This window comes from Tamaricihabitans halophyticus (genome assembly GCF_004340875.1).
Classification (GTDB): domain Bacteria; phylum Actinomycetota; class Actinomycetes; order Mycobacteriales; family Pseudonocardiaceae; genus Tamaricihabitans; species Tamaricihabitans halophyticus.
This window is the reverse complement of the sequence record NZ_SLXQ01000007.1, coordinates 154592-167061: the sequence shown is the minus strand read 5'-3', so window position 1 is coordinate 167061 and position 12470 is coordinate 154592. Positions and strand designations below refer to the sequence as shown.

The following is a 12470-nucleotide window of genomic DNA, read 5'->3' as shown; positions in this document are numbered from 1 at the left end:
TCATCGGCGGACCTCCAACCGTGGATCGAACCTGTCCCGCAGGCCATCGCCAAGCAGGTTGAAACCCAGTACCGCCAGTGCGATCGCGATGCCGGGAACCAGGACCAGGCGCGGTTCCACGGCGAGCAGTTCCTGCGATTCCTGCAGCATCCGCCCCCAAGACGGGGTTGGCGGGCGCGTACCAAAGCCAAGGAAGGACAGCGCCGCCTCCGCCAGTACGGCGATCGCGAAGGACACCGAGGACTGCACAATGATCAACGGCGAGATATTCGGCCAGACATGCCGGCGCGCGATGAACCAGCCTGATCGGCCGGCGGTACGCGCGGCCAGGATGTACTCGCTGCTCATCACCTGCAACGTGCCGGAACGCGCCATCCGCGCGAACGAGGGCACGGTGGCGATGCCAATCGCGATCATCGCGGTGAGCGTGCTTGCGCCGAAGACCGCGCCGAACATGATCGCGAGCAGCAGGGCGGGAAAAGCCAGCACCAGATCGCTGGCGCGCATCACGAATTCACCCAGCCACCCTCGGGACATTCCGGCCATGATGCCCAGCGGGGTGCCCACCAGCGCGGCCAGCCCGACCGCGACGATCCCCACATAGAGCGTGGTACGCCCACCCACCATGATCTGGCTGAACACATCCCTGCCGAACTTGTCGGTACCGAGCAGATGTTCCCCGGTCGGTCCAAGCAGTCGGGAGCTCGCGTCCACGAGCAGCGGGTCATGCGGCGTCCACAGAAACGACACCAGCGCGATCAGCACAACCAGACCGACAAGCACGGCTCCGGCGAGCAAACTCGCGTTCCTGGTACGCCCTGCCGCTGTCGTCATCTACGCCCCCCGCAGCCTTGGGTTGAGCACGACATACAGCAGATCCACCACGAAGTTGATCAGCAGCACCCCAACGACCAGTACAAGCACGATGCCTTGCACCGCGAGCAGATCCCGCGAGGCGACCGAGTCCAGCAGCATGCTGCCCAAACCGGGGAGTACGAAGACTCGTTCGACCACGACCGCGCCGATGAGCAGGGTCGCCAGCTGCAGGCCGAGCACGGTCACCACCGGCAGCGCCGCGTTGCGCAGCCCGTGCCGAACCAACGCCTGGTACGGGCGCAGTCCTTTCGAGCGGGCGGTCCGCAGATAGTCCTGCCCGAGGGTGTCGAGCACGGACGAACGTACGTAGCGGGTCAGCACCGCGCCTTGTACGAGCCCAAGCGAGAGCGCGGGCAGAATCAGACCCCGCAGGAACTCACCCACGTCCTGGTTTGGCGGCGTCCAACCGCCGGAGGGCAACCAGCCCAGCCGCACCGCGAACAGCTGCACCAACACCATGCCGGCAAGGAAGGCGGGTACCGCGAGTCCGATCTGGGACAGCCCGGAGATCGCCACGCCGCTCGGCTTGCGATGGCGGACCGCGGCCAGCGTGCCGAGGGGTAGCGCTATCGCGACCGCGACCGTGATCCCGGCACCGACCAGCCAGAGTGTCACGCCGAGTCGGTCGACCAGCTGCGGCCCGATGGGCTCCCTGGTGACGTAGGAAACGCCGAAGTCGCCAGTGCCAATACCCGCGATCCAGTCCAGGTACTGCACGATGAGCGGCCTGTCCAGCCCGAACTCCTGGCGCAGCTGGGCGACGAGGTCGGGAGTGGCGTTGATCCCCAGTGCGACCTGCGCGGGATCGCCTGGCAGTACCGCCATGAACAGGAACACCACGATCGACGCGACGAAGACGCTGACCAGCAGGATCGCGAGGCGGCGCAGTACGGCTACGGCCATCCGATCACCCGCCTCGGCCTACAGCCGATCGCCGCGCGTCCGGTGCTCATCGCGCCGCCCGGATACCGGTGAGGTCGAACGATTCGCTCACCTGATTCGGCACCAATCCCGTGACCTCCGACTTGGCCGCGATGACGTTCGGGAACAGGAACAGCCAGTTCGCGGCCGCGTCCTCGGCGAGCACGCGGGCAGCCTCGCGCATCTTGTCGTTCCTGGCCTGTAGCGATCCACTATCGGCTTGCGCGAGCAGCCGCTGCACCCGAGGACTGTCGTAGCCCCAGTAGAAGTCCGGGTCGCCAAAGGTCACGATGTCGTAGGGCTCCACGTGCTGGACAATTGACATGTCGTAGTCGTGTTTGGTGAAGACCTCGTCCAACCACACCGCGGGAAAGTCCAGTGGGTCGATCGTCACCTGAACGCCGATCTGGGCGAGGTCCGAGGCGACTACTTGGGCGGCGGCCGTGGCGTAGGGCAGGTTCGCGATCCGCAGCCGCAGGGACAGGTCACGCACCCCCGCCCGGGCAAGTAGCTCTCTGGCTTTCGACGGATCGTGCGGATAGGCGGTGGACAGATCTTCGTACCAGGGATCGGTGGGCGGCACCATACTGCCGATCAGTTCGCCTCGCCCGGCCCATGCCGTCTCCAGCAGAGCCTGCCGGTCCACGGCCATGGTCAGCGCGCGACGCACCCGAGCGTCATCCAAGGGCGGTCGTGCGTTGTTGTAGGCGAGGACCACCTCACCGTTGGTCGTGCCCTGAATGACGCGGAACCGCTCGTCGGCCTCGAACTGGGGCACCGAATCCGGCGCTGCGATCTGCGCGATCACATCGATCTCGTTGCTGAGCAGCGCGTTGTTCAGTGACGTCGGGTCCGCGATGTACTTCAGCACCACGGTGCGGTAGCCAGGCTGGGTGCCCCAGTAGTCCGGATTGGCGCGCAGCACGATCGAGTCGCCGCGCCGTCGCTCGGCGACCGTGTACGGTCCGGTGCCGATGGGGTTGTTGGCCAGGTCACTGACGCCGGTTCGGCTGAACATCGCGCCCACTCTGCTGGCCATATCGAACAGCCAGGCGTTGCTGGGTTGTTTGAGCACGACCCGCGCGTGGTCCGGCGCGATGACCTCGACCCGGTCCACGACGTCCATCTTCGATTTCAGCGAGATTGCCCATTCGGTCGGCACCCGTTCGATGGAGAACTTCACGTCCGCCGCGGTGAATCGGGCGCCATTGCTGAATCGCGCATCCGGTTGCAGCCTGAAGTCGTAGACGGTGCGGTCGGCACTGATCGACCAGGACTTCGCGAGTAACGGTTCCAGCTCGCCGTCCGGGCCGACCTTCACCAGGTTCTCGTACACGTTGTAGAGCAGCGCCTGCGGAATCGCGGTTCCGTCACTGGTGGTGAAATCGAAGTTCTCCGGCTCTGCCGTGAACCCCACGGCCAGCGTGTCCTCGTCACCCGAGACGGTCGCGGTGGAGCCTGCTGAGCAGCCGACTAGCACCATGAGCAGCGCGAGCAGGGCCGCGACAGGCCGGACTCTCGCTCGCATATGGCGCCTCCATTAGGCCAGTATGCTGGTCGGACCAGTAGGTTTTCAGGAGGCGTCCCAACCGTCAAGGGGGTTGTCACTCGTGAAGTTCGAACCGGTATCACCGATCCGCGCCTATGAGCGGGTGGTCGAGCAGATCGAGCACGCGGTGCTCTCCGGCGAACTCTCGCCTGGCCAGCGGCTGCCGAGCGAACGTGACCTGATGAGCCAGTTCGGTGTCAGCAGGTCCACGGTGCGCGAGGCGCTCCGCGTGTTGCAGTCGAGCGAACTGGTCCGTTCCCGTCCCGGCGACCCGCGTGGGCCCGAGGTGCTGCCCGCCTCCCCTGGCGGATTGCACAAATCCATGCGCCGGTTGACCCGTGCCGGCGAGTTGGGCCTCGCGGAGCTGTTGCAGTTCCGCATGCTGCTCGAAGGCTCAGCCTATCTGCTCGCCGCCCAGCTGCGGACCGCTCAGCAGCTGACCGAGATGTCCGACGCCTTGCACGAGATGTCCGTGGTACTCGACGAGGACGCACCCGACTATCGACAGTTCAGCCAGGCCGATATTGCCTTCCACGACTCCGTCGCGCGCTCCACCGCGAATCCGCTCATCGTCGTATGCAGCGAGGTCGTGCGTGACGTCGTGCTCGAGCTGATCACCGACAAACTCGCGAACGCCGCCGACCGGCTCGCGCTGATGCACAGATCATTGGCGCACCATACGGAGGTATTCGAGGCGATCAGCGCCGGCGAAGGAGAACTCGCCTGCCGGCTTGGCCGGCGAGCACTGTACGACTACTACGCCGAGTACGTACCGACCGAACAGCGCTCGCTGCTCACTCCGTTACTGGACAACGACCGCACCCAGCCGAACTGACCTGACCACGCTGACTTAGCTGCCCGCGTACAGTAGCCGGTTCGCCGTACCGAGTGGATTGCCTACCTTGTCCACGCTCGCGTTCGCCACCAGCGCTTCGGCCACTTGCGCGGGATTCGCGTCTGGGTTCGCCGCGAGATACTGCGCGGCCACGCCGGCGACATGCGGTGCGGCCATCGAGGTGCCGCTGATCGTGTTGGTGGCGTCGTCGCCGTCGTACCACGCCGACGTGATGTCCACCCCTGGCGCGAACAGATCGACAACCGAGCCGTAGTTTGCCCAGCTCGCACGCGTATCCGAGCTGTCCGTAGCCGAAACGGTCAATGCCTCGGGCACCCGCGCCGGTGACGTATTACCCGCATCCTCGGGCAGCCCGATGATGTTCCCGTTTCCCGCCGCCACCGTGTAGGTCACGCCCGATTCGATCGAGGCCCTAACCGCGTCGTCCAAGGCCTGGTCGGTGGCGCCGCCGAGGCTCATATTGGCCACCGAGGGGCCGTCCTTGTTCGCGGTGACCCAGTCGATTCCGGCTACGATCTGCTCGGTCGTGCCGGAGCCCTGCTCATCGAGCACCCGGACGCCGATCACGTTGGCGTCCTTCGCGACGCCGTGCGCGCTGCCCGCGATCGTGCCCGCGACGTGGGTGCCATGCCCGTGCTCATCGCTGGCATCGTTGTCGTTGTCCACGGCGTCGTAGCCGTGTGCCGCCCTGCCCTGGAAATCAGCGTGCGTCGTGCGTACCCCGGTATCGATCACGTAGGCGTCCACATTGGCGCTACCTGGATAGGTATAGGACTGGTCAAGCGGTAGGTCCCGCTGGTCAGTACGGTCCAGGCCCCAGGAAGGCGGGTTCTCCTGGACGTCGGACACCTGGAACCGTTGGTTCTGCTGGACGTACTCGACGGCAGGATCGGCAGCCAAGCGCGCCGCTTGCTCCTCCGACAGCCGCACCGCAAATCCCGGTAGTGCCGCGGCGAACGTGCGGCTGACCTCGCCGCCGTACTCCGTGACCAGGCCGGTCGCCGTGGCCAACACCGCGCTAGAAAGCTGGCGAAGCGTGCCCTGGATCGCGCCGCCGAGCGAGTCGTCGGCGAGTTTGACGATATAACTTCCCGGCACCGCCCGCTCGGAATCGGCCAGTTGCACGGTGCCTTCGGTTGCTTGTGCCGGACTCGCGGACAGCACCCCGAACGTGACCGCCACTCCCGCCGCAAGCGCGCCGAGTCGGCGCCAAGTCGTACGTCGGTTCCCGGATTGGTGTTCGGGCTGGTTTCTGGGTTGATCCGTGTGCGGCATGCTGACCTTCCCTTCGCAAACCGCGCCACCACGCCCGCGGCGAGGCTCGCCGAACTAGCACGCTGGGTAACTAACCATCTTCCCTACGTGCTAGTAAGTTACGCCACGGTCGGGTGAAACGGAAGGGTGAACCGCGCGGATCGCGGCGAATCAGTCGTCCGCCACCTCGGCCAACACGGCCTCGGTGTGTTCGCCAAGTCGAGGTATGGCACCCATCCGGGGTTCCCGACCCGGCATGGTCACTGGCGGCCGCAGCGCACGCAACGGGCCAGCTTCGGAATCAACGGTGCGCCAACGGTCCCGCGCCGCCAACTGTGGATGCGCCGCGAAACCAGCCACATCGCGCAACTGAGCGTTCGCGATCCCCGCTTCATCCAGCCGCGCAAGCACCTCCTCGGCGGTTCGCGAAGCAAAGGCCGATTCGATTACCTCCGCTAGCTGATCCTGATGCGCAACCCGCCGAGGGTTATCCGCGAACCGCTCATCGTCGACCAGCTCACCCCTGCCCAGGACTCCCTCGCACAACGTCGCCCACTCCCGCTCGTTCTGCACCGCGAGAAACACCTGGGCGCCATCCCCGGTCGTGAACGGACCGTAAGGCGCGATCGCCGGATGCCGCGCGCCAGTCCGGGCTGGCGGGCTACCGCCATAGTTGCCGTAGTAGTACGGGTACCCCATCCACTCACCGAGCGCGTCAAACAAGGACACCTCGAACCTACTGCCCCTGCCGGTTCGCTCCCGCTCGTACAACGCCGCGAGGATCCCGCTGTACACATACATTCCGCCCGCGATATCCGCGACCGGAATCCCCGCTTTGGCCTGCTCAGCTTCCGTACCGGTAATCGACACCACGCCCGCCTCGCACTGAACAAGCAGGTCGTAAGCCTTCTTCTGCTGGTAAGGCCCGGAACCGCCATAGCCGGACAGATCCCCGACGATCAGCCGGGGATACTCCTCGATCAGCCGCTCGGATCCAAAACCCAGCCGCTCCGCCGCACCCGGCGCCAGGTTCTGCACGAACACATCGGCCTTACCAAGCAAGGCGTCCAGCCGCCGCTGGTCGGCACTCGTCTTGAGGTCGAGCACGACGCTCTCCTTGCTTCGGTTCAGCCACACGAAATGGCTCGACAAACCCTTGACCGTGGCGTCATATGCGCGCGCGAAATCGCCGGAAGGTCGCTCGATCTTGATCACTCGGGCGCCCAGGTCCGCGAGCTGCCTGGTCGCGAACGGCACCGCGACGGCCTGTTCCAAGGCAACGACGGTTACACCTTCGAGAGGAAGCATGCCGGCAATCCTGTCATTACGTCGACCAGGAGCGGACAAACCGATACGCGCTAACCGCGGTTGATCGGTTCACCACCAACCCGCGCCCGCACGGCGACGAGGCAACCAGCCGTGGCCGCTATCGCGGTAAGCAGAAATGCGCTCCGAAACGCCGAATCACCGGGATTGTCACCGAGCACGATGGTCAGTACCGCGATCGCAAGCGCCCTCGCCAGATACTGCGCGGTGGTCAACACCGAACCAGCAACACCCTGCGCACCCTCGGGCACCTCCCGAATCCCGACCAGGAACATCGCAGTGAACACCAGCCCGTTACCCAAGCCGGTCAACGCCAGTCCCGGCAACAGGTGCAGCACGTAGCTGTCGCCGGACAACAACCAAGCAACCAGACCGAGACCAACCGCCGTACAGCCGAACCCGGCCAGCAGCACCGTCTCCGCCCGGTAGCACCGGACCGCCCGCCCGGCGACCATACTGCCCACCGTCACCAACACGGCCATCGGCAGGAACGCCAACCCCGCAGCCACCGGCTGATAGCCCTTGCCCACTTGCAGCGACAGCGTGAGCAGGTAATACGTAGTGCCCGCGCTCGCCATGTACAACGCCGCGGCGCTCGCACCGACCCGCAACGACCGGACCCGACGCAGACTCCGATCGATCAGACCCACATCGGCGGCGCGCTCATGCCCGACAAACCCAAGCAGTGCCAGCCCCGCGACGCCAACCACGCTTGCCGTGACCGGCGTGCCGAAACCCACCGTCTCACCCAGGGTGAATACCAGGGCCACCGCGACCGCCGACACGGTGCCGAGTACCGCGGCGACCACCGGGATCGGCCGACCATCGCGCCCACGGTCACCGCGCCCGAGCCCAAGCCAGACCCCAAGCGCACAGCCAGCGCAGAGTGGAACACTGATCGCGAACACCAGCCGCCAGGACTGCTCGGTCAGCACCCCACCAAGCACCGTACCCACGGCCAACCCGAGCGCACCCGCAGAGCTCCACACACCGAGCGCTCGCCCACGGGCCGGCCCAACCGGAAACGCGACAGCCAGTAGCCGCAACACCGCCGGTTGCAACAAGGCGGCAGCCACACCCTGACCAGCACGAGCAGCGACAAGCAGCCAGGCAGACCACGCGATACTGGCGAACGCGCTGGTGACCCCAAAGCCGAGGATGGCCAGCAGGAACATCCGGCGCGCGCCGAACCGGTCCGCCAGCCGGCCGCCGAACAGCAGGCACCCAGCAAACAACACCGCATAGGCGCTGATCACCCACTGCCCGAACGCGGCGGACATCCGCAGATCAGCGGCGATGCCCGGCAACGCGAGATAGCTGACCGAAAACTCGAGCGTGGTGGTGAACTGCGCGACCGAACACACTCCCAGAGTCCGGTACCGGCGGTTGGTCATCTCCGCGACCTGCCCGCCCACTGCACCGGAGGCCGGCTATCCGCAGTCCAGCGGGCCGCTGGCGCCCGGCGCTAGCGTATTCGACACCATCCGGACCACCGCAGGATCGGCGGGCAGCTGCTCGTGCCGTAGCCGCTTACCCGAACACTCGTCCTGCACATAGCTGTTCCGCACGCCAGGCTCGTCGATGAACGAGGCCTTGCCCGCCGGCGTAGCGGTCTGATCGGACCGGGTCGCGATCACCGTGTACCGCACACCAGCCTGTGCGATCGGTCCAGTGTTCAGCCGACGTACCGAATCCGAATCGGCCTGCATTTCGGTACACGAGGCGCAGAACCCGTTGAGCAGGAACTCTGTCAGCGGCCGGCCGACCACTGAAGCGTTGGTCAACTTGACCCAACCGTTCAGGTCCGTGCCATGCGTCACGGGCGCGAGCCCGACGAAATTCCGGACTTTGTCCGCGCCACCTCGGAACTTCAGATAGTTCAGTCCCAGCATGCCGCCTTGCGAGTGGCCAACCAGATCGACCTCAGCAGCCCCCGTAGCCCGCAATACGCGATCAACCACGTCCTTCAGCGTGCTCACCGACTCGCGAACCGGCGCGACGCCATTCACCTGTCCGAACGTGGTGAGCATCGCGCCGTAGTCGTAGCTGTACACGCAAAACCCACGTGCGACCAACTCCGGCACCATCGCTGGTTGCCACGCCCGCGCGGTGTCCGCGGTGCCGTGCACCAGCACTACCGGGTTCGCCCGTGAAGCATCCGTGCAGCCGGCCTCATTCAGCTGTAGGGGCCACGGACGGGCCGCGGCCGGCCCGCCAAGCAACCCGAAGGCGAGCACCGCGATGACCACCGTGGCAAGCACGCGACCACAGGTGGCCAACCGACGCATACCCGAATCTCCTCACCGGTCCGCCGGAACCTGCCGACGGACGCTGCGTTTCGACCGCTGTGCTTCGACGCCGCAGCCGATCCCCTGGTTCCACCCGCAAGCGATCAGGCCGCAGAACGCTGCCCATCCAATAGCGGCTCGGGTAAGGCCGGCGTAATCCACACCGGCGAGTAGGGTCCTGCCAGCCGCGCCACCGGCCGGATTCGCCGCGTCCACCACCGTCGCGTCGCCAACGCACCGAGCGCGGCACCGGCGCAGTTCAGCAGCACGTCATCAGCCGTGCAGATCCGTCCAGTATTCAGGGCATACTGCATCGACTCGATCAACACCGCGCAGCAGAACCCCGCGATCGCCACCCGGCCAATCCCGCGTAGCCAACCGATCCGCAGCGGCAGTAAAGCACCGAGCGGCAATAGCAACAGCACATTCCCCACGACCTGCCACAGCGGTTCACGGCCAAACACCCCGGCAACCACTTCCGAACCCGGAGTCAGATTCATCATCCCCGGCGGCACATCCGGTATCGGCACCATCACCAGGTACAACGCGGACAGGGCGGCAACCACCACAGCGATGTCCACCGCAGCCGTGAGCACCGCACGTCGTCGGTGCCCATGCCGTGCCCGCCACCAAGCCAACGTCAGGCTCAGTGCCATGATCAGTGGGCCGGCAGCTATCCATGTACGTACCACGTCATCAACCGCTCGCAGCAGTGGCTGCACCCCGACCAGCGCCTTTCGTCCCCGACTACCCGGCACTCTCTCAGCGCATTCGGTAATGCACGCAAACTGCATGTAAACATCACGAAATGCTGTGATGGCGTCCCGAGTGATGCTTGCCGGGGCCAACTGTGCAGGTAGCGGGCTTACAGCCACTACGACAAGATCGCGGTTGTCGATCAGCCGGACTCAGCAATCCGGCGCAGCCGCCAGGCTTATCCGCAGGTCGACGATCACCTCAACGGCCTGTGTCGCCTGGCAGCTGCACCCGATGGGGTGGCCACACGAACCCGACGTACCGGCTGAAACGACCGTCGCCGAGCGGGCGGTCTAGGTAAAGTTTGGCCAGGCCAAGACCAGGAGCGTTAGAGCGAGGAGATCAGTCGCTCCACTCGCTCATCGACAGCGCGGAACGGGTCCTTGCACAACACGGTCCGCTGTGCCTGATCGTTCAACTTCAGGTGCACCCAGTCCACCGTGAAGTCCCGCCCAGCATCCTGCGCGGCAGCGATGAAGTCCCCGCGTAGCTTCGCCCGCGTCGTCTGCGGCGGCGTGTCCTTCGCAAGTTCGATCTCACCGTCATCAGTGACCCGATCCACCGCGCCCTTGCGCTGCAGCAGATCAAAGATCCCCCTGCCTCGTCGAATATCGTGATAAGCCAGGTCCAGCTGCGCGACCCGAGGACTGGACAACTCCAGCCCGTTCTTCGCCCGGTACTGCTCGACCAGCCGATACTTGATCGCCCAGTCAATCTCCCTGTCGATCAACGACAGATCGTGCTGCTCCACGGCGTCCAGCGCACGGCCCCACAGCTCAACGACCCGCCGGGAAACGGGGTCCGGCGAGTGGTGTTCCACATGTTCGACGGCCTGCGCGTAGTACTCCCGTTGGATCTCCAACGCCGAGGCTTCACGGCCACCCGCGAGCCGTACCTGCCGACGACCGGTCAGGTCGTGACTGATCTCGCGGATCGCCCTGATCGGGTTGTCCAGACTGAAGTCCCTGAACTGCACGCCCCGCTCCACCATCTCCAGCACCAGGTTGGCGGTTCCCACCTTCAGCAGGGTCGTCGGCTCAGCCATGTTGGAATCACCGACGATCACGTGCAGACGTCGATAGCGCTCCGCGTCCGCATGCGGCTCATCCCGGGTGTTGATGATCGGCCGCGACCGCGTGGTTGCGCTGGAAACGCCCTCCCAGATGTGCTCTGCCCGCTGAGAAAGGCAATAAACGGCGCCTCTCGGCGTCTGCAGCACCTTGCCGGCCCCGCAGATCAGCTGTCTGGTGACCAGGAATGGCAGCAGCACATCGGCTATTCGGGAGAACTCCCCCGCCCGTGTCACCAGGTAGTTCTCATGGCAACCGTAGGAATTTCCCGCGGAATCGGTGTTGTTCTTGAACAGATAGATATCGCCGCCGATGCCCTCGTCGGCCAGTCGCCGCTCGGCGTCCACCAGCAGATCTTCCAGGATCCGTTCGCCCGCTTTGTCGTGCGTGACCAACTGGGTCAGATCGTCGCATTCGGCCGTCGCGTACTCCGGATGCGAACCCACGTCCAGGTACAACCGGGAACCGTTGCGCAGGAAGACGTTCGACGATCGACCCCAGGACACCACCCGCCGGAACAGATATCGCGCGACCTCGTCCGGAGACAGCCTGCGCTGGCCATGAAACGTGCATGTCACACCGAACTCGGTTTCGATGCCGAAGATCCGCCGCTGCATTACTCCACACTAGGTCCTAGAAGCGGAAAACCGGTGCGCCAAACGCGCTATCGTTGTGAATCGAATCGATTGCGTGCCGTTACCGACACACTGCGCGACTGCCGCCCACCGGCAACCACTCAACTGTCCTTCGACGATTCCGTCTCGTCGCCACCGGCTTCGCCCTTGCCGTCGGCGCCGTCACCCTCGCTGGGCAGCAAGGCGTCCAACGCGGCCCCGCTGATCCGGCGGAAGGCACGACGTGGCCGGCCCCGCTCGAGCACGGCCACCTCCAGTTTGCCGAGCTCGCGCTGCCCATTTCCATTCCCGCCACCGGCACTCGGTGGCGCGGCGAGCGCCCGGTGGGCCAACGCCAGCGCGTCAGCCAGCTCGAGCGAATCCGAGTAGGTGTCCTTGAGCACGGAAACCACCGACTCGGTTTGCCCGCCCATCACCACGTACTGGGGCTCGTCCACGATGGAGCCGTCATAAGTGAGGCGGTACAGCTGATCCTGCTCTGCGGTAGCACCAACCTCGGCCACACAGATCTCCACCTCAAACGGTTTGACCTGCTCGGTAAAGATCGAGCCCAGGGTGGTCGCGTACACGTTCGCCAGCTGACGCGCGGACACGTCCCTGCGGTCGTACGAATAACCCCACAGATCCACGTGCTTGATCCCGGCCCTGCGCAGGCTCTCGAACTCCGGGTACCGGCCAGCGGCCGCAAACCCGATCCGGTCGTAGATCTCGGACATCTTGTGCAGCGTCGTCGAGGGGTTCTCCCCTACGAACAGGATCCCGCCCGCGTATTTCAACGCGACGACACTGCGTCCCCTGGCAATACCTTTTCGCGCAAGCTCCGAGCGCTCGCGCATCAACTGCTCGGGCGAGGCGTACAGCGGCATCGACACGGTATGGACTCCAGCTCTTAAATCGTCGTGTTCGGGGTTCTGGCACCGGCGCAACCGTCGTGGCGCC

11 protein-coding genes are annotated in these 12470 nt (G+C 65.4%); 1 reads left to right on the top strand and 10 read right to left on the bottom strand.

The features are described from left to right. The 3 genes from EV191_RS17315 to EV191_RS17305 are packed head-to-tail and all read right to left on the bottom strand — an operon-like array spanning position 1 to position 3325. A complete protein-coding gene (locus EV191_RS17315; protein ID WP_132878126.1) occupies positions 1-834 on the bottom strand; it encodes an ABC transporter permease in 834 nt (277 codons plus the stop codon). Then, the gene (locus tag EV191_RS17310) at positions 835-1779 is read right to left on the bottom strand and encodes an ABC transporter permease (RefSeq protein WP_132878125.1); all 945 of its coding nucleotides are present in this window, start codon (positions 1777-1779) and stop codon (positions 835-837) included. A gap of 46 nt (positions 1780-1825) precedes the next feature. Further along, a complete protein-coding gene (locus EV191_RS17305) occupies positions 1826-3325 on the bottom strand; it encodes an ABC transporter substrate-binding protein (protein WP_132878124.1) in 1500 nt (499 codons plus the stop codon). 82 nt (positions 3326-3407) lie between these two features. On the opposite strand from EV191_RS17305, the gene EV191_RS17300 reads away from it, so the two are divergent. After that, on the top strand, positions 3408-4181 hold the full coding sequence (locus EV191_RS17300) for a FadR/GntR family transcriptional regulator (RefSeq protein ID WP_132878123.1): 774 nt from the start codon (positions 3408-3410) through the stop codon (positions 4179-4181). Positions 4182-4196: 15 nt separating this feature from the next. On the opposite strand, the gene EV191_RS17295 is transcribed toward EV191_RS17300, so the two are convergent. The 7 genes from EV191_RS17295 to prcA form a co-directional block, all read right to left on the bottom strand. Beyond that, positions 4197-5477: a S8 family peptidase gene (locus EV191_RS17295; protein ID WP_132878122.1), complete on the bottom strand. Its 1281-nt coding sequence runs from the start codon at positions 5475-5477 to the stop codon at positions 4197-4199. Positions 5478-5627: 150 nt separating this feature from the next. Continuing rightward, complete coding sequence (locus EV191_RS17290) at positions 5628-6764, bottom strand: CaiB/BaiF CoA transferase family protein (RefSeq protein WP_132878121.1); 1137 nt, start codon at positions 6762-6764, stop codon at positions 5628-5630. A gap of 50 nt (positions 6765-6814) precedes the next feature. Then, positions 6815-8176 carry an MFS transporter gene (locus EV191_RS17285; protein WP_132878120.1) on the bottom strand — a complete coding sequence of 454 codons (1362 nt, stop codon included), beginning with the start codon at positions 8174-8176 and terminating at the stop codon, positions 6815-6817. Between the two features lie 36 nt (positions 8177-8212). Next, the gene (locus EV191_RS17280; RefSeq protein WP_132878119.1) at positions 8213-9070 is read right to left on the bottom strand and encodes an esterase/lipase family protein; all 858 of its coding nucleotides are present in this window, start codon (positions 9068-9070) and stop codon (positions 8213-8215) included. Between the two features lie 104 nt (positions 9071-9174). Then, entirely contained in the window at positions 9175-9828 is a 654-nt protein-coding gene (locus EV191_RS17275) for a VanZ family protein (RefSeq protein ID WP_165912987.1), read from the bottom strand. Positions 9829-10154: 326 nt separating this feature from the next. Then, on the bottom strand, positions 10155-11513 hold the full coding sequence (gene pafA / locus EV191_RS17270; protein ID WP_132878117.1) for a Pup--protein ligase: 1359 nt from the start codon (positions 11511-11513) through the stop codon (positions 10155-10157). Positions 11514-11632: 119 nt separating this feature from the next. Further along, a complete protein-coding gene (prcA, locus tag EV191_RS17265) occupies positions 11633-12403 on the bottom strand; it encodes a proteasome subunit alpha (RefSeq protein ID WP_132878116.1) in 771 nt (256 codons plus the stop codon). Between the last annotated feature and the right edge of the window lie 67 nt (positions 12404-12470).